Source organism: Bacillus sp. 2D03, assembly GCF_003946765.1.
GTDB lineage: Bacteria > Bacillota > Bacilli > Bacillales > Bacillaceae_G > Bacillus_A > Bacillus_A cereus.
On sequence record NZ_RPSJ01000001.1, the window covers coordinates 351,194 to 377,487 of the forward strand.

Genomic DNA, 26,294 nt, shown 5'->3' on the forward strand with positions numbered 1-26,294 from the left:
TCAGTCTCCTTGAATATCGGATTCGGATATTGGTTGTGGCTCTGCAATATTTTCAACCACAGTATAATGCAATGTGACCTTTAGTTGACCCGCCTCAACCTCTTTACTCAAAATCTTGTCACTTACAATCATAGCATGTTCATCCAATTTTTTCTTTAGTTCTTTTTCGGCCATCTCTTTCGCTACTTTCAGCGCTTGCTTTTCTGTATATTCTCGATTCGCTTCTTCCTCTTCTCTCACAACATCTTTTTCATATGCAATCGGCAGTGTAAAACCAAATAATTTCACATCATGCTTTACACTTTCAGTACGAGAGCGTTTATACTTATCATGCTGAAATCCCCATATTTTTATTTTCGTATCCCCAAATTTAAGAAAATGTTCATTGTATACATTACCAGTATACACTTGGAATTGCGTCTTTAACGGGACATCCACCTTAGATGTATACCACGTTTCTCCATACACAATACCTTTCGCTGAAACAATCGTCGGACTTTCCTCATTACCATATATTCCTGATACGAGAATCTGCCCTTTTTCTACATGATCATTTTTCAGTACAACCGGCTTTCCAACTTCTACGAACGTCTTTGTAATAATCGCTTCTTTTTTTGCTACTAAATTTTGCGGCCTTTGTTCCTTTTCTTTCTTCGGTTCGTTTTTTTCAACAATTTTAAAATGATACGTCGTTCCTCTTACTTCTAGTCCCGCCCAAGTAATGGCATTAATATTATCTGTCAAATGGCGTTGTACATCTTCTACATTCGGCATTTGAAATTGTAGTTTCCCTTTTTTAATACCCATTTTATCCAATTCTTTCATCAATATATATTCTGTTTCAGGTTTTGCTCCTGTAATTTCAATTTTCCAAACCATATTTGACATTGCAATCACACCAAAAAAGAAAATTAAAAAACCAATTAAAAATCCACTATTTTTAATTAAACGCTTATTCCAAAAAGGAAAACCATAACGTCCAATAAAATATAATTTACATTCATTTTTTCTATAAATTGGTTTTATTTTTTTCACATCGCGTAACAATATACAAAAAACTAACGTTTCATCAGCTATCTTTTTAACATCCCAAACTAATAAATTCCTCCGTACACATTCATTAACAAACCGTTCCGCTCCTCTACCTTCAATTCGCACTTTTACATATCCAAGCCACTTTATAAACCATTTATTTTTCATTTACCACCTTCACTACCTTTCTAAAAGTAGATATACTACTTTTTATTTGAAGCATTAAAATAGCTCGTACTAAAATGAAACCGAGTAAAACTGTAATCCGTCTCTATCAACGGAACTTTTACAGGATAAAGAAGAAAAACTTCACAAATGGAAGTTTCACTTCAATCACCTTTTTTTTCATTTTCTAAAAATGTTACTTGCTCAATTATCCCTTCGAGTAAAAGCTCTTCTGGAAGAATCGTTTTAATAACAAAGGATTGTCCTTTAATTAATAATTGACCGTGTTTTAAAAGCAATCGCACTTCTTTATCTGAAAACACTAATAACCCCCGATGATTTTCTATATAAATATGTATTTGCCCAACAAGAGTAATCCGAGGTAGATCCATTAATACATCCACTGGTAGGTCTACTTGTTTTGTCAACCAATTTTTCATTTGTTCTAATTTCTTCATCTCGAAAGACCCCCTCTCATCCCATATATATGTATTTCTTCACAAGCGCCTATCGTGTTATAACGACTTCACTAACATAACTATATTCTGTAAGAGTTCATATCATGTTAATTAAAACAGTCGCTATATGAAATCATATTTGTCAGGACAATGATGGATTAGAGGATGTTACCTTTAATAATAGAAGTATTAATACAAGAATATGCGCCCCTACAGGATATCAGTACAAGTTACATTAAGAAATTAAGCCTAGCGAGAAGTTGGAAACTTGAAAAAAACTGTTACAATTCGTTCTGGACGTGACATACTGACCATAGAATAAGTAGTTGTCATTTATTGGACACATGAGATAAAGTGAAACTTTAATCAACCCTCACCAATCGGGCTGCCCGTTAATGAGGGATAAAATCAAAAAAAGAAAATTTCTCCACTCTGAATGTTACGTTTTAAGTAAGAATATTTTATAGATGGTTGTTATATGAATTTCAAAAAATATTAGGGTTCATTAAAAAATGAATTAATAAATGAGGAAATACGAAAGGAAATTGGCTTTGGTCAAGAAATTTTGAATGTTATAAAACAAGTTACCGACAGTAATATCCGGCCATTTTATGCAACTGATGCAAAATCTAAAATAGTTAGAATCTCTTTCATTACCTTTGAGGATTATGCTGAAGAGCAAGCTATAAAACTTCAATCTGAGTTTCAGAAGGTTCGGTACTTAGCTTTTATTTGCGAAAGAAGTTTTAGTCAAGGAAGTAAGAACAGGTGTAGAATCGGAATTATACAAGGAAATAATAAATTGAAACTTTAACTAGAGGGGTTTCTATCACTTACAGAAACCCTTTTTAAGCAATATAGCGTTTCTCCTTAATAAGAACAATAAAAAAACGTCTCATACGAAATGAGACGTTTTTTTACGCTAATAGCTGGATAACCAGCTTATTCACAAGTGATCCGTCTGTTTTACCTTTTACTTTCGGCATAACAGCAGTCATCACCTTACCCATATCCGCTTTAGAAGTCGCACCAACTTCAGAAATAACTTGCTTGATTACATCAACTAGTTCTTCTTCAGTTAATTGCTCTGGCAAATATGCGCTTAAAATCTGAATTTCACTTTGCAGTTTATTAACAAGGTCTTCACGACCAGCTTTTTTAAATTCAAGGAGGGAGTCCTTATACTGTTTTACTTCACGAGCTAAAACTGTTATTTCCTCTTCTTCAGTAAGAGTATGTTGCAGTTTAATACCTTCATTTTGTAAAGCAGCCTTAACCATACGAATAACGGTTAATTTTTCTTTTTGTTTATTCTTCATCGCTTGTTTCATATCATCGTTTAAACGACCGAGAAGACTCATAACTTACACCCTCTCTTAGAATTTACGCTTTCTTGCCGCTTCAGATTTCTTCTTACGTTTTACACTTGGTTTTTCATAAAACTCGCGCTTTCTTGCTTCAGCAAGTGTACCAGTTTTAGAAACCGATCTTTTAAAACGGCGAAGTGCATCCTCCAAAGACTCGTTTTTACGAACGACTGTTTTTGACATTCTCTTTCCCTCCCTCCGAAACATCACACTTACATACTAACTTCAGCATGCAAAAAGAAACACTTCTTCAGCATGTCTTTTACGATTATAATACATTTTATCACTTCAGGTCAACTATTTGGCAGAATAAAAGAAGAATAGAAGCATTTCCTTTTCAAAAGTTATGCAAATAGCTAGTATCCTTTACTGATGAAGACAACTATATTTTTATCATTTCATCTTTTTTCATACAGGGATGCATGAAACGCCTCCCCACCTTATAGTACTTAACCGCTTCAAATAAAGAAAGCATGCAAACCGTTTCCGGTTGCACGCTCTTTTTATGCGCTAGCTGATTCTTTTTTTACATCATCTTCAAGAACACGAACAAATTGCGCTTCGTTATATGGATAACCAGCTTTCGTAATTTTCACTTTCACTAGCTTACCAATTAATTCTTCTGATCCTTCAAATACAATTTTTAAGTAGTTATCTGTATACCCTACATATAACCCTTCACGGTCGCCCTCTTTAAATTGCTCTTCCGGAATGATTTCAAGCACTTCACCTTCAAACGCTGATGCGTACTCTTTCGCTAATTGATTAGATAGCTCAATTAAACGATGAACACGATCGTTCTTCACATCTTCAGGAACTTGATCTTCCATGCGTGCTGCAGGTGTTCCTGTACGTTTTGAGTAAGGGAACACATGTAACTCAGAGAAGCGGTTCTCTTTAATGAAATTGTATGTTTCCATGAATTCTTCTTCTGTTTCACCTGGGAAACCAACGATTACGTCAGATGTAATCGCAAGGCCTGGTAACGCTTCTTTCAAACGATCTAAACGCTCTTGGAAGAACTCCATCGTATATTTACGACGCATACGTTTTAATACAGTATTAGAACCAGATTGCAACGGAATATGCAAGTGGCGTACAACTACTTCAGATTTATCTAACACTTCAATTACTTCATCTGAAATTTGACTCGCTTCAATAGAAGAAATACGAAGACGTTTTAATCCGTCTACTTCCGCTTCCATATCACGAAGTAATCCAGCTAAGTTATAATCTTTTATGTCTTCGCCGTATCCACCTGTATGAATACCCGTTAATACGATTTCTTTATAGCCTGCATCCACTAATTGTTGTGCTTGTTTAATAACTTCTTTTCCATCACGAGAACGCATTAAACCACGCGCCCAAGGAATGATACAGAATGTACAGAAGTTATTGCAACCCTCTTGTATTTTTAAAGACGCACGTGTACGATCCGTGAAATAAGGTACATCAAGTTCTTCGTACACACGTGTTTTCATAATATTACGGACAGCATTAATTGGTTGACGCTCTTTACGGAATTCTTCGATGTAACCTAACATCTTTTCACGATCCTGTGTACCAACTACAATATCTACACCCGGAATCGCCATAATTTCAGCTGGAGATGTTTGTGCATAACATCCCGTTACGCAAATAACTGCATCTGGATTTTGACGCACAGCACGTCTGATTACTTGACGGCTTTTTTTGTCCCCAGTATTCGTTACTGTACATGTGTTAATAACATATACATCAGCTTTCTTTTCATATTCTGTTCTTTCATAACCACCTTGTTTAAACAATTGCCAAATGGCTTCTGTTTCATAGTGGTTTACTTTACAACCTAACGTATGGAACGCAACAGTTGACATTGATCATCACCCCATCAATTCAAAATGATACGAAGCAGCACTTAACGCGTATAACGGCGCCGTTTCTGTTCTTAAAATTCTTGGTCCTAAACTACATGGTACAAATTTATGTTCACGAAGCGCTGTAATCTCTTCCTCAGCTAAACCGCCTTCTGGGCCAAATACAATCAATAGCTTTTGACCTGGTTTCATTGTCGTTAAAGCTTTCGCAAAATTAGATTTCTCACCTTGTTTTGCTTCCTCTTCGTAAGCAACAAGACAAACATCATACTCACCACTCATTGAAAGCAATTGCTTAAATGATGCCGGAGCATGTACTTCTGGAATTTCACTTCTATGTGATTGTTCCGCAGCTTCTTTCACAATTTTTCTTAAACGCTCAACTTTTTTATCAGCTTTTTTCGCATCCCATTTTACGATAGAGCGAGATGCTTGAAATGGTAAGAATGCAGCTGCCCCAAGCTCAGTTCCTTTTTGAAAAATTAACTCTAGCTTGTCTCCTTTTGGCAGTCCACTTGCAATCGTCACGAAAACAGGAAGTTCACTTGACGCCTCTACCCATTCTACAATAGCCGTATTAATAAATTCACTGGTAATTTCATCAATTGAACATACTGCTGTTTTTCCGTTTACACAGCAATAAATATGATCACCAGCTGACATACGCATCACTCTTGCGATATGATGTACGTCATCACCTACAATCCGAATACTTGTCTCATTTACATATTTCTCTTCTACAAAATAACGTTGCATATAATCACCTTAGTAGAGTTTCGTTCCTTTCGTAAGTCAACACTTACGAAAAGAACGAAACGTTATCATTTTTCATATAACAAACGGCAAGTCTCTCACCTTATAGTGAGAGACTCCCCTTTTCATTATAGACTAAAATCTATATTACGCATTTCGTGCAATAATTGCTACCCAATCTTCCATTCGTAACACTTCTTCAATTGTAAATCCAGCTTGTTCTAACGCCTCAGAAATTACTTTTTCCTTCGCAGCAATAATGCCCGATGTAATAAATAATCCACCTGACTTCACAACTCTTGCTGCATCTTCAGGGAATAATAGAATAATCTCTGCTAATAAGTTAGCTACGATTAAATCAACAGGACCTTCAATACCTTCTAAAAGACTATTTTGTCCAACAGACACGATATCATCTGTTTTATTTAAATGTACATTCATTTCTGCACTTTCAACCGCAACCGGATCTAAATCATATGCTTGAACAGAAGACGCACCTAATTTTGCAGCCGCAATACTAAGTACACCAGAACCTGTTCCTACATCAATAATAGTGTCACCTGGCTGTACTGTTTTTTCTAAAGCACGGATACACATCGTTGTTGTTGGATGAGTTCCTGTACCAAACGCCATACCCGGATCTAATTCAATGATTTTTTCATCAGGAGAAGATGGTGTATATTCTTCCCAAGTCGGTACGATTGTGAATGTATCAGAAATTTGTACTGGATGGTAATATTTTTTCCAAGCAGTAGCCCAATCTTCTTCATTGACTTCGTTAACGGTAATATTTCCAGTACCAATTTCGATGTCGTAAGATGGAAGCACATCAATAGATGATTTTACACCTGCAATCGTTTCATGTAAAGAATCCGTTTGCGGGAAATACGCTTTTATTAATACACCTTCCGCCGGATATTCATCTGGGTTCAATGCATAAATTTCACCATATTGTTGCTCGCGCTCTTTCGTTAACTCCGCTGGATCCTCAATCGCAACTCCGCTAGCACCAGCTTCATGTAAAATATGAGAGACAGCTTCTACTGCTTCTTCTGTTGTATGAATACTAATTTCTGACCATTTCACAATTTACCAACTCCATTTTTTATTTCCATTATTCCCCTTTGAAAGCACGTTTAAGCTTTCCGAATAAACTATCATCCTGCTCTTCTTGTCCTGCAAATTCACGTAATAAATCTTTTTGCTGCGAAGTCAATTTCGTCGGTACAACAACACGAACGACTACATATTGATCTCCTTGGCCGTATCCACGTACGTTCGGAGCACCTTTTCCTTTTAAGCGGAATTCTGTTCCAGTTTGTGTTCCTGCTGGAATTTTCAGCTTCACTTTACCATGAACAGTAGGAACTTCCACTTCATCACCAAGCGCCATTTGCGCAAATGTTAATGGCATTTCGCAAATAATGTGATCTCCTTCACGCTCGAAGAATTCATGATTTCTTACATGAACGACAACATATAAGTCTCCTGCTGGTCCGCCATTTACGCCGGCTTCACCTTTTCCAGACACACGAATTTGTTGACCATTATCGATACCCGCTGGAATTTTAACATTGATTTTTTTACGTTTACGAACTTTACCTGAACCGTGACATGTCGTACATTTTTCTTTAATAATTTGTCCAGTTCCTGAACAATGACCACAAGCTTGACGGTTTACGATACGACCAAACGGCGTGTTTTGTTCTACACTCACTTGACCAGAGCCTGAACAATGTTTACATGTTTCTTTTGAAGTTCCTGGTTTTGCTCCACTACCTTTACAAGTATCACATGGATCTTCTACTGGAATTTCCACATTTAATTCCTTACCAAAAATAGCTTCTTCAAAATCTAAAGTGACTTGATATTGTAAGTCAGCACCTTGGCGCGGAGCATTTGGATCACGACGTCTGCCACCGCCACCGCCGAAGAAAGAACTAAATATATCTTCAAAACCGAAGCCACCGCCGAAGTCTCCTCCGCCGCCAAATCCACCGAATCCTTGATTTGCACCAGCATGACCAAATTGATCGTACTGTGCACGCTTTTGATCATCACTTAACACTTCGTATGCTTCTTGTACTTCTTTAAACTTTTCAATTGCATTTTCTTCTTTGCTTACGTCTGGATGGTATTTTTTAGCCAAACGACGATACGCTTTTTTAATTTCATCTGTTGAAGCGCCCTTGCTAAGTCCAAGGACCTCATAATAGTCTCGTTTACTCATAAATTTACAACCCCCGAATCTTTCACATAAACGTAATTTTAACACCGAAAGAAAGTGCTTTGCAACAAAGTTTCCTCACTTACAGTATGCAAAGCGAAAAACTTAAGATCCTCACACATCGCTTCTCATTCGTGAAAAAAGCCAAAGTCAAGGCACGCTTGACTTTGACTTTTTGTCATCTTACTTATTATGTTTACAGTTGAATTACTTGTCTTCTTTTACTTCTTCAAACTCAGCGTCAACTACATTGTCTTTCTTTGCGCCAGCGTCTTGTGCACCTTGCGCACCTTCTGCTTGACCAGCAGCTGCTTGAGCTTGCTCGTATAATTTAACAGTTAATTGTTGTACGATTTCTTGTAAAGCATCTTTTTTCGCACGAATTTCTTCAAGCTCGTTTTTCTCAATTGCAGCTTGTAATGCTTCTTTCGCTTCTGTTGCTTTTGCAACTTCAGCTGCATCTACTTTACCTTCTAAATCTTTTACAACTTTGTCTGTTTGGAATACAAGTTGGTCAGCTTCGTTACGAAGTTCAACTTCTTCCTTACGTTTTTGGTCAGCGTCAGCATTTGCTTCCGCTTCTTGTACCATACGTTCTACTTCTTCATCAGAAAGACCTGAAGAAGATTGGATTGTAATAGCTTGCTCTTTGCTTGTTCCTAAGTCTTTCGCACGTACGTTAACGATACCGTTCGCATCAATATCGAATGTTACTTCGATTTGTGGAATACCACGTGGTGCTGGTGGAAGGTCAGTTAATTGGAAACGACCTAACGTTTTGTTGTCAGCCGACATTGGACGCTCACCTTGTAATACGTGAATGTCTACTGCTGGTTGATTATCAGCAGCTGTCGAGAATACTTGTGACTTACTTGTTGGAATTGTAGTGTTACGCTCGATTAATTTCGTGAACACGCCACCCATAGTTTCAATACCTAAAGAAAGTGGAGTTACGTCTAATAATAGAACGCCTTCTACATCACCAGTAAGTACGCCACCTTGAACTGCAGCACCTAATGCTACAACTTCATCAGGGTTTACACCTTTATATGGCTCTTTACCAGTTTCACGTTTAATAGCTTCTTGTACAGCTGGGATACGAGTAGATCCACCAACAAGAATAACTTTATCTAATTCGCTTGGAGCAAAACCAGCGTCTTTTAATGCACGACGAGTTGGCTCTAATGTTCTTTCAACAAGACCTGCTGAAAGCTCTTCGAATTTCGCTCTTGTTAACGTTAATTCTAAGTGTAATGGACCAGCAGCTCCAGCACTAATGAATGGTAATGAAATTTGAGTTTGTGTTACACCAGAAAGATCTTTTTTCGCTTTTTCAGCTGCATCTTTCAAGCGTTGAAGCGCCATTTTATCTTGGCTTAAATCAATGTTATTTTCTTTTTTGAACTCAGCTACTAAGTGATCGATGATAACTTGGTCAAAGTCATCGCCACCAAGACGGTTGTCACCAGCAGTTGAAATAACTTCGAATGTACCGTCTGCTAACTCAAGGATAGATACGTCAAATGTACCGCCACCTAAGTCATATACTAAGATTTTTTGTTCTTCGTCTTGTTTTTCTAAACCGTAAGCAAGTGCTGCTGCTGTTGGCTCGTTAATGATACGCTCAACTTCTAAACCAGCGATACGACCAGCATCTTTCGTTGCTTGACGCTCTGCATCGTTGAAGTATGCAGGTACTGTAATAACAGCTTTCGTTACTGTTTCACCTAAGTATGCTTCAGCAGAAGCTTTTAAGTTTTGTAAAATGATTGCAGAAATTTCTTGAGGTGTATACTCTTTACCTTCAACTTCTACTTTGTAGTCTGTACCCATATGACGTTTAACAGACATGATTGTATTTGGGTTTGTAATTGCTTGGCGCTTTGCAACTTCCCCAACTTGACGTTCTTCATTTTTGAAAGCTACAACAGAAGGTGTTGTACGGTTTCCTTCTGGATTTGGGATAACCTTTGGTTCTCCACCTTCCATAACAGCTACACAAGAGTTTGTTGTACCTAAGTCAATACCGATAATTTTACTCATGGCGAATCCTCCTAGTTTTATGTAAATTATTGATTTACTTTTACCATTGATGGGCGAATCACACGGTCTTTTAGTTTATAACCTTTTTGGAATTCTTCCACAACCGCGTTTGATTCAAATTCACTATCTTCCACTTGCATAATAGCTTGGTGTTCATTAGGATCAAACTGTTTACCAACAGCTTCAATCACTTCCACACCTTCTTTAGTCAGCGCTTCTAACAATTGACGATGCACCATTTCCATACCTTGTAACAAGGATTTCGTTTGCTCATCAGTCGCTTCCACTTGCATTGCTCTTTCAAAATTATCAAGAGCTGGCAAGATGTCTGAAACTAGACTTTGTGCTCTATATTTTTCAGCAGCCTGTTTATCCATTTGGACACGGCGCTTATAATTTTCAAAATCAGCTTGTAGACGTAATGTGCGACCTTCCGTTTCCGTTAGTTTCGCTTGTAGCTCATCTACTTTTTCTTGTAAAAGAGCAGCCTCACTTTTTTCTTCTACAGTTTCTTCACTGTTTTCTGGCGTGACAGCTTCTTCAACTTGCGCTTCTTTTACTTCTTCTACCACTTGTTCGTTACGCTCTTCCACAATATTCACCTCCTTAAAAGGTATTAGGTATCATGCATAGCATGATTACCTAAGCATTATATATTACACACAGCAATGAAAATTTCATCACTTGAGCGAATGTATTACTCTCATTTACTTTTTAAGTCCATCAGTAAATTGTCTCGTAAATAACTGTAACAAACTAATTACACGAGAATATTGCATTCTCGTAGGACCTAAAATAGCAATTGTTCCAAGTTGCTCTTCGCCGATCGAATATGTTGCAGAAATTAAACTACAATCCTCCATAGCCGTCGAAGAGTTTTCCCTACCAATTTTCACTTGAATCCCGACTTGTTTATGACGCAAAATGTCATAAAATTCGGCTTCATTATCAATCATGGTAAGTAAAGATCTAACCTTTTGAATGTCATGGAACTCTGGCTGCGAAAGCATATTTGCTTTTCCTCCAAAGTATATCTTTTCCGATAACGGAACTTGAAATGTACCATCCAACATTTTTATTGCACTATCGTAATTATGAACATACCCACGTAAAACTGTAACAATCTCCTTAAAGATCTTATTATGAAGTTCTTCCATCGGTACGCCAGATAGCTTTTCATTTAAAATATTAACCATTTTTTCTAAATCTGATAAATCAACAGATTCCGGAACGGTAATCGTTTTACTTTGTACATGCCCTGTATCGGTTACAATAATAGCGACAGCAGTTTGACGATCAAGCGGCACAATTTGTACATTTTTAAGTTTATTTGTACTTAACTTCGGTCCAAGAACAATGGCCGTATAATTCGTAAGTTCTGATAAAATTTGAGCAGATTGTTGTGCAATTTTTTCCGCTTCAAAAATTCTTTCAGCAAATAAATCTTTAATTTGTACAATTTCAGCGTTCGGTAAGTTTTGCGGTGCTAAAAGATGGTCTACATAAAATCGGTAGCCTTTCTCAGAAGGAACACGTCCAGAAGAACTGTGCGTTTTTTCAATAAAACCTAATTCTTCTAAGTCCGCCATTTCATTTCGAATAGTAGCTGAACTAAATGTAATTTCATCTTTTTTAGCCAACGTTCTAGACCCAACGGGCTGCGCTGATCCAATAAAGTCATCAATAATTGTTTGTAAAATTAAGAGCTGACGTTCCGTAAGCATCTCATCATCACCTCTGTTAGCACTCTTTGTCTTTGAGTGCTAAATCTATTAATAACTTACCAAAATTGACATTCAATTGTCAACGGAAACGTCACGAAATAATGAAACTTTTTCACGCCTATGGAACATTTAATTAGTCAATCAAAAATGATTGGAATACTTCATTCCCTAATAATTTTCCTTTTCGCGTTAAACGCACATGCCCATCTTCCTCTTCAAGCAATCCCTGCTCTTGGTTGCTTTGTAACTGCTTCGCGAAAACTTGATCCATCTCTACATTAAATTTATTGCGGAACGCCGTTTTAGAAACACCTTTTGTTTTTCGAAGCCCTAAGAACAGCTCTTCTTCCATTCTTTCTTTCTCCGTCACTTTGTGAACATCTAAATACGGAAATCCTGTTTCATCAATTTTATTAAAATATTGCTTCAGCGGACCTACATTTTGAATACGTTCCCCGTTCACATAACTATGAGCTCCAGCTCCAAATCCATAATACTCTTCATTATTCCAGTATGTGAGATTATGTCTACTTTTATTGTCACCTTTTGAGAAATTACTAATTTCATACTGGTTATAACCGTGTTTCTCCATTTCATCCATTACTATTTCATACATTTTCGCTTCATGGTCTTCACCCGGAAGACGCAATTTCCCTTTGTTCATTAAGTTATAAAACACTGTTTTAGGTTCCACAATTAATGAATATGCAGAGAAATGTTGTACACCAAGCGTAAAAGCAATATCTAATGTTTCTTTTACATCTTCTATCGTCTGTCCTGGCAAAGCATAAATAATATCTACATTAATATTTTTAAATCCTACTTCCTGTGCTTCTCGAATCGCGAGGAATGCATCTTCCCTCGTATGCTTGCGCCCGATTTTCTCAAGCAGTTCATCACGGAACGTTTGCACACCAAAACTAATTCGATTCACTCCACCTTCTAGCAGTACATTCAACTTCTCTTTCGGCAGATCTCCTGGATTCGCTTCAAATGTTAATTCACAATTTGGGGCGAACGGACGCAAATGACGATTAATAATCTCGAGTAATTTTTTTGTCTGTTCCATATTTAACGCTGTCGGAGTTCCCCCGCCCACAAAAATCGTTTTTATACTATCAAACGGAACTTTTTGAACCGTATTTATTATTTCCTTCTCTAAATAATCTAAATATTGATCAACCGGTTGGCGTTCAATAAACACTTTATTAAAATCACAATAGTGACAAATGTGCTGACAAAACGGAATATGAATATATGCAGCTTGTACCAAATATAACTCCTACCTTTCTAAAAAGAAAACCTCCGCACTCCGGAGGGTTCTCTACTTCTCTAACGTATTACGAATTTGTTCCATTCGCATTTTTCCCCAATCATACATCATTTCAACGATCGGTAAAAGTGACATGCCTAGTTCCGTCATATAATACTCAACGCGAGGAGGAATTTCGGGATATACTGTCCGATCAACAATTCCATCTTCCATTAACTCTTTTAATTGGTTCGACAAAACTTTATGAGAAATGCTTGGGAATAACCGTTGTAATTCACTGAAACGATGTGGCCCTTCCACACCAAGATGCCACAGTATCACAACTTTCCACTTTCCACTAATAATAGAAAGCGTCAATTCCTTTTCACAATTAAAATTACCATTTTGTATTTTATCTTGAATATCTTTTCGAATATTTTCGGACATTAACAATCTCCTAACTCTATATGAACTAAAAAGCTCTCTCATTATTGTAAATGAGAGCTGCTCAGATGTCTAAAAAGTAATTATACAGAAAAAAGAAGCCGCACAAACGACTTCTTTTTTATTTCAAATATTAGTTGTCATCCATTTTCAGTACAGCCATAAATGCCTCTTGCGGTACTTCTACAGAACCAACAGACTTCATACGTTTTTTACCTTCTTTTTGCTTATCAAGAAGTTTACGCTTACGAGAAATGTCACCACCGTAACATTTTGCAAGTACGTTTTTACGCATCGCTTTAATTGTAGAACGTGCTACAACTTTATTTCCGATAGTCGCCTGAATTGGCACTTCAAATTGTTGTCTCGGAATTAATTCTTTTAATTTCTCTACGATTACTTTACCACGGTCATACGCTGAATCACGGTGTACGATAAATGATAAAGCATCCACTTGTTCATTATTTAAAAGAATATCCATTTTCACAAGTTTAGATGGTTTATAGCCAATTAACTCGTAGTCAAATGATGCATACCCTTTCGTATTTGATTTCAATTGATCGAAGAAGTCATATACGATTTCTGATAACGGGATTTCATATGTTAATGTAACACGCGTTTCATCTAAATATTGCATATCAATAAACGTTCCACGTTTACCTTGGCAAATCTCCATTACAGCTCCAACATAGTCATTCGGAACCATAATTGAAGCCTTCACAAACGGCTCTTCTACACGATCGATAGACTGTGGATCTGGCATATTAGATGGGTTATCAACAATAACATCTTCACCGTTAGTTAAATAAACTTTATAAATAACGCTTGGCGCTGTTGTAATTAAGTCAATCTTAAATTCACGTTCAATACGTTCTTGAATGATTTCCATGTGAAGAAGCCCTAAGAAACCACAACGGAAACCAAATCCTAGCGCTTGAGATGTTTCTGGTTCAAACTCAAGAGCAGAATCGTTTAACTCTAATTTTTCTAATGCATCACGTAAATCGTTATAACGAGCAGAGTCAATTGGATACAGACCACAGAATACCATCGGGTTTAACTTACGGTAACCTGCTAACGGCTCTGCAGCTGGACGTTTCGCATGTGTAATCGTATCACCAACACGTGTGTCACCAACATTTTTAATCGATGCTGCTAAGAAACCTACATCACCTACTGTTAACTCGTCACGTTGCGTAGTTTTCGGTGTAAATACACCTACTTCTGTTACTTCAAATTCTTTACCCGTTGCCATCATACGTACTTTATCGCCAACTTTTACTGTTCCATTTACAACACGGATATAAGCAATTACACCGCGGTACGGATCATATAAAGAGTCGAAAATCATACATTGTAATGGCTCTTCTGAATCACCCGACGGAGCTGGTACTTTTTCAACAATTTGTTCTAAAATTTCTTCAATACCAATTCCAGCTTTCGCAGAAGCAAGTACCGCTTCTGATGCATCTAAACCAATTACATCTTCTACCTCTTGACGTACACGTTCTGGATCCGCACTTGGTAAGTCGATTTTATTAATAACTGGTAAAATTTCCAAATTGTTATCAAGCGCTAAGTATACGTTTGCTAACGTTTGCGCTTCAATACCTTGCGCTGCATCTACTACAAGAATCGCGCCTTCACAAGCCGCTAAACTACGAGATACTTCGTACGTAAAGTCGACATGTCCTGGTGTATCAATTAAATGAAGAATATACTCTTCACCATCTTTTGCTTTATAGTTTAATTGTACTGCGTTTAATTTGATTGTAATACCACGCTCACGCTCTAAATCCATAGAGTCAAGCAACTGAGCTTTCATTTCGCGTTGTGTTAACGCGTTTGTTTTCTCTAAAATACGGTCTGCTAACGTTGATTTTCCGTGGTCAATATGAGCAATAATAGAGAAATTACGAATTTTGGACTGTCTTTTTGCTCTTTCTTCTTTATTCATCTATGTTCTCAACTCCTAATAGTCTCGCCAATATACACTAGCACTGATTATATCAATAGAGCAACAAAGATTCAATGAAAACTCGTGCTGCTTACGATACAAATCATTCTATCTATATCTTATGCGAATAAACCATAAGAGACAAACCCTTTTCAAATTTTAAAACGGCTGTCCTACAAATCAGTAAAACAACCGCCTCCCATGTTACTCTTAGCTAAAAATTTCTTTTATTTTCCCAACAACTATATCCGTCCCGAACTTCGTCATTTCATAAGCTACACTTGCTACCGCCATCCCAATTCCTTCTACAACATTAAAACTTCTTAAACGTTCTAATTGCTGTTGTTTTTCTGAGGCCGAAAACGAGCTACCCAAAATTTCTGATTCAGCACCTGTACTTTCTGTCCCTGTCATATGAGCTATTTGTTCATATGACAATTGCTGATAGCCTTTCATACTTTTCAAACCATGATTAGCAAGTGCCACTCCTGCTATCATCATAAGTAAACATAAAGCTACACTACATATACACAAAAGCGCAAAGCGACTCAAACCATAATCATTCGTTCCCCTCAATGTGTATATGCTCCCGTATTATCTTGATCAATTTGATGATGTAGCGCTGCATTTAAACCACTCGCTATTACATTCGCCATATCCTCAATAAAAGTATCTACTTCTTTTGGGGTTACCATTAAATTATGACCAAGAGGAGATAGCACTTCATAAATCAGCCTTCTTTTTTCTTCTTCTTCCAACGTACCAACAGCACCTAAAAACATATTTCTGCTCTTTTCATCCGGCATATCTTCTTCTGTTAATTTTTTCTTTTCTCCAAATGAAAATCCCGCTGGTAACAAAGATCGTGAAGGTTTATTTCCTTCTTTCATCTCTCGACCAAAATGTTTCAAAATAAAATCAATCGTATCACTTGTAATCGAAACAGCATCGACCACAGTCGGAACACCAATTGCGATAACAGGGATACCTAATGTGTCTTTACTTAGTTCTTTACGTTTATTCCCAACCCCTGATCCAGGATGGATTCCAGTATCAGAAATTTGTATCGTGCTATTTACTCGTTCAATAGAACGGGCAGCTAATGCATCAATTGCAATTACAAAGTCCGGGTTCGTCTTCTCAATAATTCCATAAATAACATCGCTCGTTTCGATTCCTGTAATCCCCATTACCCCCGGCCGAATTGCACTAACAGGCCTAAATCCTTCTTCTACACTTTCAGGCTGCAATTGAAACAAATGTCTCGTTACTAATACATTTTCTACAACTATCGGTCCAAGAGCATCTGGTGTTACATTCCAATTCCCAAGACCTACAATTAAACAGCTTGCTTCTTTTGTAACTCCAACCTCTTCTAAGAAACAAGAAAATTCTTTTGCAAAAATACGCTCCACTTTTTGTTGAAGTTCTGTATCTTGCTGACGTATCCCTTGTACTTCAAGTGTTAAATAATTTCCAGGTTTTTTCCCCATCGCTTCAGAGGCAGCTTCATCAATCGTTACTTTTGTAATTATAGTACCTTCTTCTTCTCTCTCTTTTACAATAACTCCCTGTATCCCTTTTTGTTCTTCTTGGCTTTCTTGCAACATTTGATGAGCTTCTACAGCAAGGTCAGTTCTAATGCTATATTTACTTAAATCTAATGGTTCTTTCATCGTATCTCCTCCGTAATTCATAGTAAATATCGTTAGATTTCCCAAAGTTATATAAGGTCATTCTTTCCTTTACGTGAAATTTCATGGATATACTATTGCAATTCTCTTCACCGTTTGATAGAATATCACTTGTTCTATGTAAGAATCGAGTCATTCGATTGCACCAGGGAGGTGAAAAGTATGGCAAACATCAAATCTGCTATCAAACGCGCTAAACTTAGCGAAGAGCGTCGTGCACATAACGCTTCTATCAAGTCTGACATGCGTTCTGCTGTTAAAACTGTAGAAGCTTTAGTTACTAATAACGATCTTGAAAATGCTAAAGAAGCTTTCAAAACTGCTTCTAAAAAACTTGACAAAGCAGCTCGTAAAGGTCTTATCCACCAAAACGCTGCAGCTCGTCAAAAATCTCGCTTAGCGAAACAAGTAAACGCGTAAGGCGTTTAAAAAACGATCCATTTGGATCGTTTTTTTATATACAAAAAAGTTCATGCACTAAATACATGAACTTTTTTGTGTCATCACATATGATTTAATCGCATTAAGAAAAATTCGAGCACAAGCTTCTTATCCATCTTTCCCGTCTTCATACTATAATCAGCTTCCGCTAATTCTATAATCACTTTTTTTAATTCTTCAAAAGAGAAAAACTTCGTTTGATTCATTGCTAACTTTACACGATACGGATGTACACCAATATGAGACGCAATTTGATTTTGTCCATAACCACGTTGCTGTAGCTCTTTCACTTGATACAACAAGCGGAATTGACTCACTAATAACGCAAGCAATTTAATCGGCTCTTCCTGCTGCGTAAATAATCCATCCAAAATTTGCATTGCACCTGCAATATCTTTTTTCACCACTTTTTCTGTCAAAGCAAATACATTTTGCTCAACTGATTTTGGCACAAGCTCTGCAACAAGTTTCGTCGTAATCTCTCCGCCCATACCAACGTATAACGTTAACTTGTCCATTTCCTTCGCCAACATCGTTACATTACTTCCCACAAGCTCTAGCAACAAACTAACAGCCGCGTTATCAATATGCACATGCACTTCATCTGCACGAGCAACAATCCACTTCTGAACATCCTGTACTTGCATCGCATTCGCTTCTACTACATCTGCTGTTTTCTTTAATAGTTTTGTAATTTTTTTTCGCTCATCAAGTTTTTCGTAAGGCGCAACAAAAACAAGAATAGAAAATGGAGAAGGTTCACCAATGTATTCTTCTAAAATTTTTATATTTTGCTCTAACTTTTCTTTTTGCGAAGTCAAAAATAGCGGTGATTTTATTAACAGTACTTTCCGTTCTCCGAAGAAAGGAAGCGTACGCGCATCCTCAACCACATCTTCTAAATACGCTTCTTCTAAATCGTATGTCACAACATTAAACTCTCGATCTTCTTCTTCAAGTGCTTCTGTCGTAATAAGCTTTATCGTTTCATTTATAAAAAAAGCTTCCGTTCCATATATTAAATATAACGGAGCAAACTGTTTCTTTTTAATTTTTTTATGTATATCACTCATACTTTTTCCTACTCCCTAACTTGGCAATATATATTTATACTAATGCCCTAGCTGTTGTTTTACAAGTACAAAGGAACAGGCTTTATAACCCGTCCCTTTATTTATATTAAACGCCACGCAATAAGCCCCGGGTTTCTTATTGGTGTGCGGTAATCACCTTCCCTTTATTATTCGCAATAAAAATTTGAGTATAAGTGCCAACTGTTAACATGCTTGGAAACGAAAAACTCACATTACTTCATGATTTACAAGTAACAAAAAAGCTCGTTTTCTCTTCATATGGAAATTGTAGATTTTTTTCTGACAATATTTTATACTAAAGTGGAATGTTGGGGAGGGATTCTAAATGAATGATTTTGAACAAAACGTTCAAAGTAAACGCAATGACGCTATTGATTCAGGGGTAGGATTTATCGTCTCATTTGGTTTTTTCGCAACACTTTTCATCATTGCAACTGTTATTAAATTTATCGGTTCTTAAAGACTGCCACTTCATGGCAGTCTTCTCTTTTTCATCTATTATGTGTTTTATCATATGTGATTTTACTTTTAAAGGTTCCATTTTCCCCTTTAAAAACATAGGAAATAGCACCTTGCTTGTCCGTGCGCCATATCGCACTCCCCATCTTCTCAAAACGCTCTATCACTTCTTTATGCGGGTGTCCATACCTATTCTGCTTACCAACAGATATAATCGCTACACGAGGCTGTATGACGTTCAAAAAAGGCTCTATAGATGACGTATTACTCCCATGATGAGCAACTTTTAAAACATCCACTTGTAAATCTGGATATGCCTCTACTAAAATCTTTTCCCCTTCTTCTTCCAAATCGCCTGTAAATAGCCACTTCAACCCTCCAAATTTTGCCCATATTACAATTGAAGCGTTATTTTCGCTTTTTTCTTTTCCTTTTGGAGCTAAAACGAAAAATTCCGCTTCATTTACACTCCAACTCTCCCCTTCCCCCACTTCAGTTATTTTCATTTCCTTTTCTAATGCCCGTTTCTTTACTACTTTTTCTAATACTGCATCTTTTCCCTTTCGACCAAATACCACTTCTTTTACAGGTATATATGATAATAATTCTTGCGCAGCACCTATATGATCTGCATCTCCATGCGTTACGATTAATTTATCAATTGTTTTAATACCTTCTTTTTGTAAAAAGGGTATTAAAACATCATTTCCAACAGAAAATTCATGCTTTTTTTGTTGCCATTCTTCCTTATTCACACGAAGCGTTCCACCTGTATCAATAAGATAAATCCCTTTATCATACGGAAGGCGAATTAATATTGCATCACCTTGTCCAACATCAATAAATGTTACACTTCCGCTTCCTCTAAAATATGGATATATATAATGACATGTGCTAATAAAAAGAAATACACTCGCAACTATACAAACTATTTTTTTCGGCGCTCTCCGTTCCCAAACCATCAATATACTGACAATACTCGCGCAATATACAGCTACAAGATTGAAGGGCGTTTCCCCGAAGATAAGCTGGGTAAATGGTAAACTTTCACAATAACTTAGAAAATCATTAGACATACTCAAGCCTATTGATAATACATCCGCAAATCCTTTTGCGAGAAACGGGACAATTGGCATACACAGTAAAATAATAATGCTACATGGTAATACAATGATAGATAAAAACGGAACGTATAAGAGATTGAGGAGACTGCTATATGGAGAAAAATAACCAAAGTGATATAACAAAATCGGAGTACTAACGAGCTGTGAAATGATAGAAATATAAATAGAATTTCGGATTACTCCGTTGCTACTCCCTAACAATAACGGAGCAGACAAAAGTAAAGCGAAGCTACCTACAAATGAAAACTGAAATCCAATATTAAAAACAAGATAAGGGTCATATATAAGCATACATATAGCTGTTACACTTAAAGCATCTAAACTAGATAAACGAATCGAGCACATAAAAGCAATCAACATCAAAACTCCTGTTATAGAAGCTCTTATAACAGAGGGTGACGCCCCTGCTAAAACCATATACAAAGGAATACAAACGATAAGGCAAATTGTTGCTACCTCCCTTGTCACACCGCTTCTTAGCAAAATAAAATATACTATCACCATTAACAATACAATGTGCGAACCTGAAATTGCTAACAAATGTACAAGACCAAATTGTTGATATTGCTCTTCCACTTCAAACGTCATTTGTTGTCTATCACCAAATAGTAATGCATTCATAAAAGCACCTGATTGCTCTGGAAACATTTCTGTAACTTTCGAGATTGCTTGTTGCCTCAAAAGAAGAATCCATTGCGTGAGCGACAGTGATGTTTTATAGCATTCAGAAATATATGTAGCCTCAAATGTGAAATGAATATGTTGTTTGTATAAATAATCACGGTAATTAAAACCATGAAAATTCCGAGCTGTTTCCGGTTCTTTCCTCTCACCCTCGAATACACATGATATCCCTGCGTATAATTGTTGCATTTTTTTCTTTTCCAAGACTGATTTGATTCTATAACTTAACTGCACTATATTTTTATTCTGATCTTCAAATTGAAAAGATAGGCGATCCCCATTAACAAGCGGTGTATTTTGTATAACCCCTCTTGTAACTCCATAGGACTCCCCTAGAGGCTTATTCCACGTTTGAACATAGGAAGTGTATATAGCGCTACTAAAGCACGCTACAATACAAAAAATGAAGGTTTTACGCGAAGTGCGATATAAACAGAAGAAAACATTTAAAAAGAGGCAAAAAACTATCAATAAAAGTGACGAGGAAAAAGCAATTGCAACCCCTATTATAAACGAGATTGCAACATACCCCCATTGTTCCTGCAACTTATACTCACTCCTTATAGCATCATTTTTGCTTTCGTGAATACATGCTGTAATTCTTCCATTGATAAATTATCTTTTTCTAAAGACGCAAATAATTCTTTCAACTCTGTATAACGTTTTTGCTCCTCTAATGCAGCAATATCATATTCTAGCGGAACGTGCTTCACTGTTACGTTCGCTTGTTCAAATAACTCTATGGCGTATGGATGATTTTTATAATCCTGTGCATAATAAACCGCTGTAATACCACTTTGAATAATCGCCTTACAACATTGTAAACAAGGGAAATGCGTAACGTAAATTTCTGCTTCCTCTGTTTTCGCACCAAACTTGGCACATTGTAATAAAGCATTCATTTCGGCATGAATTGTCCGAACACAATGATTATCGATTACGTAACAACCATCATCTATACAATGTACGCCACCTTTAATTGAACCATTATACCCACCAGCAATAATTCGTTTATCGCGAACGATTGTCGCTCCTACCGCAAGCCTTGTACATGTACTACGCAAAGATAGTAGATGGCTTTGCGTCATAAAATATTGATCCCATGAAATTCGTTCCATATTTTTCACCTACTTTTTTGTCTACTTGTAGTGTAGCGAAAGAAGAAAAACTTCGTCAATCTTTTACGGAATAATAATTTGATCTTTTATCTTTTCAAGAGACTTCGCACCAATCCCATCAATCTCTAATAAATCTTCTATTTTCTGAAACGGACCATGTTCTTCTCGATATTTCAAAATACTTTCTGCCTTTCGAGAGCCAATCCCTGTAATTTTTTCTAGTTGTTCTTTCGCCGCTGTATTTATTCGAATCTTGCCATCTTCCTTAGAAGAAGTAAGCACCCCTTGTTCTGACTCATTTTTACTCGGTATATAAAGAAGCATTTGATCTTGTACAATTTGTGCTAAATTTACTTTTTTCATATCTACTTCTGATAAAAAACCACCAGCCTTTTGAACCGCATCCTTTACGCGATCTCCTTCCTTCATTTCATATACCCCTTCTTTACTAACCGCTCCTTTCACATCAATTATAATTGTTCTTTTCTGTTCCTTTGTATCCGATATTTTCGGTTTACCCTTTTTTTCTATCTCCTTCTCTTGTACATTCATTGTAATAGGCGTTCGTTCTACACTCTGATTCGTTTTCCAAAAAACAAGAAAAAGTAAAGTTCCAATAATAGCTACTAAACCTAACCACTTTTTCGGAAAATCCCACATCATTTTACACCTCTAATCATAAATTTATAACATCATTCATATTGTTTAGGAGAAAGCTGTTACGAAGGAGGGATGAAACTTTGAACATAGGAATTATAGGGACAGGAAACATGGGAAATATACTAATCGATGCATTTTTAGAAACCCGTGCTGTCAAACCTTCTTGCCTTACAATCATTAATCGGACGCCTGCAAAAGCATATCATATAAAAGAAAAATACCCTTCTGTTCAGATAGCAAAAACAATCCCGGAAGTAATCGAACAATCACAACTTATTTTTATTTGTGTTAAGCCGATAGATATATACCCTATCCTAAAAAAATACGCTGAACATTTTTCTGATGAAACGTGCTTAGTTTCTATTACAAGTCCAATATCTCCATCACAATTAGAGACTCTCGTACCTTGCCACGTCGCGCGTATCATTCCAAGTATCACAAATCGCGCGCTCTCTGGCGCCTCACTATTTACATTTGGAGATAATTGCTCTGAAGAATGGCAACAAAAACTACTTCGTCTATTCAAAAACATTTCTACACCTCTTGTAATAAAAGAAGATATAACGCGCGTTTCATCTGATATAGCAAGTTGCGGTCCTGCTTTCTTTAGTTATTTACTACAATGCTTCATTAACGCTGCTGTAGATAAAACAAATATTACACACGAAGAGGCTACTACTTTAGTAAGTGAAATGGTCGTGGGGATGGGGAAATTACTTGAAAAAGAAATCTTCACATTACCTACCTTACAAGAAAAGGTTTGCGTGAAAGGCGGCGTTACTGGGGAAGGCATTCGGGTTTTAGAAGAACACGTTGGAGATATGTTCCATAAGTTAATCGAGCGAACACATGAAAAATTTGATGAAGATTTAGAATGCGTTGATCAGCAATTCAATAAACACACATAATAAATACGTCATTTTCATTCCAAATCCTTTTTATAAATACTTACTTTTTTACAATACATTTTCACTTCAACTACTATTCCCACACTTTACGCATACGATCTTTAGATTATGCTAGAACTAAAAATACATCTTCTTTATAAAACAAAAGCAACCTTCTCGGTTGCTTTTGTTTTTATCCGTTTTTCTTCGCCATGAAGAAAATACGCTCTGTTTGTTCTGTAACTTCAAGTCGCTCAAAATCACCTGTTACACGAAGCACTGTAAAGCCTGCTTCTTCAAGCCATTTCGTTAACTCTTCCACTTGATATGCACGTTGCACGTGACATTCGTCAAACCGATGGTACACATCTTCTTCTGGATCTTGAACAAAGAATGTTAAATCATGCTCTACACTATTTGATTCTTCACCAGGGAAGCAATTCCAAATAAGAGATATTTCTTCTCCATTCACTGTATACGTTTCATTTTGAAATACATGATGTATTTTATATAAAGAGTGTACATCAAATAAAAACAAACCATCTTGACGTAAATGGTGAAATACTCTTCTAAATGTTTCTTGTACTCCATCTTCTTGCAATACATAATTTAATGAATCACAAAAAATCGTTACACAGTCAAACTCACCCGGAACATCAAGCTCGCGCATATCTTGTTGGTAAAAAGGAATAAAATGCCCTTCTCCGCCTAGTTTTTGCTGAGCGACTGTTAACATTTCTTCTGAAAGATCGACACCTATTAAATCGTAACCCTTTTGCACAAGCGGCAGGGTTACATTACCTGTACCGCATGCTACATCAAGAATTTTTGCCTCTTTCATACCTGCCTGCTGTAAACTTCCCTCTGTAAATTCCACCCATTTATCATAAGGGACATCATTCATTAGTTCGTCGTACAACAATGCAAATTGTTCGTATTTCATTGGCCTAACTCTTCTGTAATATCTTCACGTGGCACATCGCCCCATAGACGCTCTAAATTATAGTGATTACGCTCATCTTTATGGAATACATGAGCAACTACATCTCCAAGATCAACTAATACCCAACGTGCTTCGTCAAACCCTTCCATACGTTGTACGTCGATTTGGAACTCATGTGCTTTTGATTTAATTTCACGTGCAATTGCTTGCACTTGTTTATCTGAATTTCCGTGACAAATAATGAAATAATCTGCAATTGGTGAAATACCTTGCATATTTAGGACAACCATATCTTCTGCTCTCTTATCATCAGCTGCTTTTGCCGCTAATACTAATAATTCTTTATCGTTCATTTACTCATTTCCTCCTTGATAACTGCATTGTATGTTTGGAATGTTAATGGATAAATCGTCTGATCTTTTTCCATTAAAAATTGAATTGTTCTCTTTAACGCAAATAATAGGGCTTGATTTATATCCGTATATGCGAGTTTACGAGCCTCTTCCACTCCTGGAAACTTTCGCCCAGGTTCAATGTAATCAGCTACATAAATCACTTTATCTAACATCGTCATATTCTCATGACCACTTGTATGATATGTAATAGCTTGCAAAATTTCAGAATCCGTAATGCCTACTTCTTTTTCTACTAAGTATGCCCCAACAGGTGCATGCCATAACTCTTTGTTATAGCAAAGTAAATCTTTCGGCAAATCTTCACGTTTAATAATCTCTTCCATTTCTGAAATTGCTCTACATTTCGCATAATCATGGAATATAGCTGCCATCTCTGCTTTTTTCTCGTCCACACCGTATAACTTAGCAAGCTCAATCGCTGTCTCCATTACACCAATTGTGTGTATATAACGTTTTTCATGCATTTGTTGTTTGACAATATGCAGTGCATTCTCACGATTCATACAACCCATTCCTCTCGATATATACCTGTACTTTTTCAGGAAGTAAATATTTACACGTTTTCTTCTCTTTATATCTCTCACGTAATAAGGATGAAGAAACTGCAAATTCCGGAATTTCCACTGTAGTAATCTTATATGGTGTATGCAATGTATACCCAGGTCTTGCAACTCCAACAAACGTTACAAGATTAAGTAAAGCTTCAATGTTATACCACTTCGGTAAATATTCAACCATATCCCCACCAATAATAAAGTGAAACTGCACATCCGGATACTTCTTCGTCAATTGTAACATAGTGTCATACGTATAAGATGGGCCCTTCCTACTTAGCTCTTCTAAACAAATAGAAAAGTGTTCTTCTGCCTCAGTCGCGAGCTCCAACATATGTAAACGACTTTCTACACTTGTAATATTCCGCCCTTGTTTATGTGGCGGAATCTGGTTTGGCAAGAACCATACTTCTTCCAAGTTCAAAGCGTGATATACTTCATTTGCAATTAGCAAATGTCCATAGTGAGGCGGATCAAATGTACCGCCAATGATGCCAATTTTCCTCAAAAGAAACGCCCCTTCCTTTTATATACAGCAACTCTCCTCGGTTAGGAATGAAGAGAGTTGCTATTAATAAAAGTTCAATTGGTTTCGCTCTCTACATCATTACGCATCAGCGATAAAAATAGCGCATGCTAATCTTTTTATCGAGGAAGCTTAATTTGTTTATTTTCTCTTGATTCTTTGTATAAAACGATTGTGCTTCCAATTACTTGAACGATTTCAGCACGTGCACCTTTTGCAAGTTCTTCCGCAACCTCACGGCGATCAAATTCACAGTTTTGTAATACACTTACTTTAAATAACTCACGAGCTTCTAAAGTATCTGCAATTTGTTTAATCATATTTTCATTTACTCCGCCTTTTCCTACTTGAAAAATTGGTGTTAAATGATGTGCTTGTGCACGTAAAAATCTTTTTTGTTTTCCTGTTAACATATA

The 26,294-nt window shown here is 36.7% G+C and carries 28 protein-coding genes; 3 read left to right on the forward strand and 25 right to left on the reverse strand.

Features of this window, described 5'->3' with window-relative positions:
• The 16 genes from yqfD to gpr all read right to left on the reverse strand — a co-directional run bounded on the left by yqfD (position 1) and on the right by gpr (position 16,954).
• On the reverse strand, positions 1-1,200 hold the full coding sequence (gene yqfD / locus EBQ15_RS02095; RefSeq protein WP_000792493.1) for a sporulation protein YqfD: 1,200 nt from the start codon (positions 1,198-1,200) through the stop codon (positions 1-3).
• 161 nt (positions 1,201-1,361) lie between these two features.
• Entirely contained in the window at positions 1,362-1,655 is a 294-nt protein-coding gene (gene yqfC, locus EBQ15_RS02100; protein ID WP_000732269.1) for a sporulation protein YqfC, read from the reverse strand.
• A 917-nt stretch (positions 1,656-2,572) separates the two neighbouring features.
• Positions 2,573-3,016, reverse strand: a complete 444-nt coding sequence (locus EBQ15_RS02110; protein WP_000054562.1) for a GatB/YqeY domain-containing protein — start codon at positions 3,014-3,016, stop codon at positions 2,573-2,575.
• Between the two features lie 15 nt (positions 3,017-3,031).
• The gene (gene rpsU / locus EBQ15_RS02115) at positions 3,032-3,205 is read right to left on the reverse strand and encodes a 30S ribosomal protein S21 (protein ID WP_000048061.1); all 174 of its coding nucleotides are present in this window, start codon (positions 3,203-3,205) and stop codon (positions 3,032-3,034) included.
• Between the two features lie 320 nt (positions 3,206-3,525).
• Positions 3,526-4,878 (reverse strand): tRNA (N(6)-L-threonylcarbamoyladenosine(37)-C(2))-methylthiotransferase MtaB, encoded by a 1,353-nt coding sequence (mtaB, locus tag EBQ15_RS02120; protein WP_000108676.1) that lies wholly within the window; start codon positions 4,876-4,878, stop codon positions 3,526-3,528.
• A gap of 6 nt (positions 4,879-4,884) precedes the next feature.
• On the reverse strand, positions 4,885-5,634 hold the full coding sequence (locus EBQ15_RS02125; protein ID WP_001190159.1) for a 16S rRNA (uracil(1498)-N(3))-methyltransferase: 750 nt from the start codon (positions 5,632-5,634) through the stop codon (positions 4,885-4,887).
• 144 nt (positions 5,635-5,778) lie between these two features.
• Positions 5,779-6,717 carry a 50S ribosomal protein L11 methyltransferase gene (prmA, locus tag EBQ15_RS02130; RefSeq protein WP_000872102.1) on the reverse strand — a complete coding sequence of 313 codons (939 nt, stop codon included), beginning with the start codon at positions 6,715-6,717 and terminating at the stop codon, positions 5,779-5,781.
• Between the two features lie 28 nt (positions 6,718-6,745).
• A complete protein-coding gene (gene dnaJ, locus EBQ15_RS02135; RefSeq protein WP_000043947.1) occupies positions 6,746-7,861 on the reverse strand; it encodes a chaperone protein DnaJ in 1,116 nt (371 codons plus the stop codon).
• 204 nt (positions 7,862-8,065) lie between these two features.
• Positions 8,066-9,901, reverse strand: coding sequence for a chaperone protein DnaK (dnaK, locus tag EBQ15_RS02140; RefSeq protein ID WP_000034706.1), 1,836 nt, complete (start codon positions 9,899-9,901; stop codon positions 8,066-8,068).
• A gap of 26 nt (positions 9,902-9,927) precedes the next feature.
• Complete coding sequence (grpE, locus tag EBQ15_RS02145; protein WP_000392711.1) at positions 9,928-10,494, reverse strand: nucleotide exchange factor GrpE; 567 nt, start codon at positions 10,492-10,494, stop codon at positions 9,928-9,930.
• A 114-nt stretch (positions 10,495-10,608) separates the two neighbouring features.
• Entirely contained in the window at positions 10,609-11,625 is a 1,017-nt protein-coding gene (hrcA, locus tag EBQ15_RS02150; RefSeq protein ID WP_000954941.1) for a heat-inducible transcriptional repressor HrcA, read from the reverse strand.
• A gap of 133 nt (positions 11,626-11,758) precedes the next feature.
• A complete protein-coding gene (gene hemW, locus EBQ15_RS02155; protein WP_000249427.1) occupies positions 11,759-12,898 on the reverse strand; it encodes a radical SAM family heme chaperone HemW in 1,140 nt (379 codons plus the stop codon).
• Between the two features lie 51 nt (positions 12,899-12,949).
• The gene (locus EBQ15_RS02160) at positions 12,950-13,324 is read right to left on the reverse strand and encodes a winged helix-turn-helix transcriptional regulator (protein WP_001293539.1); all 375 of its coding nucleotides are present in this window, start codon (positions 13,322-13,324) and stop codon (positions 12,950-12,952) included.
• A 130-nt stretch (positions 13,325-13,454) separates the two neighbouring features.
• On the reverse strand, positions 13,455-15,278 hold the full coding sequence (gene lepA / locus EBQ15_RS02165) for an elongation factor 4 (RefSeq protein ID WP_001030951.1): 1,824 nt from the start codon (positions 15,276-15,278) through the stop codon (positions 13,455-13,457).
• 210 nt (positions 15,279-15,488) lie between these two features.
• The gene (locus tag EBQ15_RS02170; RefSeq protein WP_001215048.1) at positions 15,489-15,854 is read right to left on the reverse strand and encodes a YqxA family protein; all 366 of its coding nucleotides are present in this window, start codon (positions 15,852-15,854) and stop codon (positions 15,489-15,491) included.
• The gene (gpr, locus tag EBQ15_RS02175; protein WP_000662616.1) at positions 15,851-16,954 is read right to left on the reverse strand and encodes a GPR endopeptidase; all 1,104 of its coding nucleotides are present in this window, start codon (positions 16,952-16,954) and stop codon (positions 15,851-15,853) included. Before gpr ends, EBQ15_RS02170 begins: the two co-directional genes overlap by 4 nt.
• Before the next feature lie 180 nt (positions 16,955-17,134).
• Between gpr and rpsT the strand changes: the two genes are divergently transcribed.
• Complete coding sequence (gene rpsT, locus EBQ15_RS02180) at positions 17,135-17,392, forward strand: 30S ribosomal protein S20 (protein ID WP_001274011.1); 258 nt, start codon at positions 17,135-17,137, stop codon at positions 17,390-17,392.
• A gap of 83 nt (positions 17,393-17,475) precedes the next feature.
• On the opposite strand, the gene holA is transcribed toward rpsT, so the two are convergent.
• Complete coding sequence (holA, locus tag EBQ15_RS02185) at positions 17,476-18,486, reverse strand: DNA polymerase III subunit delta (RefSeq protein ID WP_001279908.1); 1,011 nt, start codon at positions 18,484-18,486, stop codon at positions 17,476-17,478.
• Positions 18,487-18,832: 346 nt separating this feature from the next.
• Between holA and EBQ15_RS02190 the strand changes: the two genes are divergently transcribed.
• Positions 18,833-18,967 carry a YqzM family protein gene (locus tag EBQ15_RS02190; RefSeq protein WP_000997609.1) on the forward strand — a complete coding sequence of 45 codons (135 nt, stop codon included), beginning with the start codon at positions 18,833-18,835 and terminating at the stop codon, positions 18,965-18,967.
• Between the two features lie 31 nt (positions 18,968-18,998).
• Here EBQ15_RS02190 and EBQ15_RS02195 read toward each other — a convergent pair whose 3' ends face one another.
• The 3 genes from EBQ15_RS02195 to EBQ15_RS02205 form a co-directional block, all read right to left on the reverse strand.
• Entirely contained in the window at positions 18,999-21,320 is a 2,322-nt protein-coding gene (locus tag EBQ15_RS02195; protein ID WP_033683359.1) for a DNA internalization-related competence protein ComEC/Rec2, read from the reverse strand.
• A 14-nt stretch (positions 21,321-21,334) separates the two neighbouring features.
• Complete coding sequence (locus EBQ15_RS02200) at positions 21,335-21,892, reverse strand: ComE operon protein 2 (protein WP_000439773.1); 558 nt, start codon at positions 21,890-21,892, stop codon at positions 21,335-21,337.
• A 63-nt stretch (positions 21,893-21,955) separates the two neighbouring features.
• A complete protein-coding gene (locus EBQ15_RS02205) occupies positions 21,956-22,555 on the reverse strand; it encodes a helix-hairpin-helix domain-containing protein (RefSeq protein WP_000989937.1) in 600 nt (199 codons plus the stop codon).
• 77 nt (positions 22,556-22,632) lie between these two features.
• Between EBQ15_RS02205 and comER the strand changes: the two genes are divergently transcribed.
• On the forward strand, positions 22,633-23,460 hold the full coding sequence (gene comER / locus EBQ15_RS02210) for a late competence protein ComER (RefSeq protein WP_001020560.1): 828 nt from the start codon (positions 22,633-22,635) through the stop codon (positions 23,458-23,460).
• A gap of 172 nt (positions 23,461-23,632) precedes the next feature.
• Here comER and EBQ15_RS02215 read toward each other — a convergent pair whose 3' ends face one another.
• The 5 genes from EBQ15_RS02215 to yhbY form a co-directional block, all read right to left on the reverse strand.
• Complete coding sequence (locus EBQ15_RS02215; protein ID WP_000873080.1) at positions 23,633-24,382, reverse strand: class I SAM-dependent methyltransferase; 750 nt, start codon at positions 24,380-24,382, stop codon at positions 23,633-23,635.
• Positions 24,379-24,735 carry a ribosome silencing factor gene (rsfS, locus tag EBQ15_RS02220; RefSeq protein ID WP_000998193.1) on the reverse strand — a complete coding sequence of 119 codons (357 nt, stop codon included), beginning with the start codon at positions 24,733-24,735 and terminating at the stop codon, positions 24,379-24,381. The genes EBQ15_RS02215 and rsfS overlap by 4 nt, the downstream gene beginning before the upstream one ends.
• Positions 24,732-25,301: a bis(5'-nucleosyl)-tetraphosphatase (symmetrical) YqeK gene (gene yqeK, locus EBQ15_RS02225; RefSeq protein WP_001078477.1), complete on the reverse strand. Its 570-nt coding sequence runs from the start codon at positions 25,299-25,301 to the stop codon at positions 24,732-24,734. The genes rsfS and yqeK overlap by 4 nt, the downstream gene beginning before the upstream one ends.
• Entirely contained in the window at positions 25,291-25,860 is a 570-nt protein-coding gene (gene nadD / locus EBQ15_RS02230) for a nicotinate-nucleotide adenylyltransferase (protein WP_001226048.1), read from the reverse strand. The genes yqeK and nadD overlap by 11 nt, the downstream gene beginning before the upstream one ends.
• A gap of 137 nt (positions 25,861-25,997) precedes the next feature.
• A complete protein-coding gene (gene yhbY / locus EBQ15_RS02235) occupies positions 25,998-26,291 on the reverse strand; it encodes a ribosome assembly RNA-binding protein YhbY (protein WP_000955224.1) in 294 nt (97 codons plus the stop codon).
• Positions 26,292-26,294: the final 3 nt, after the last annotated feature.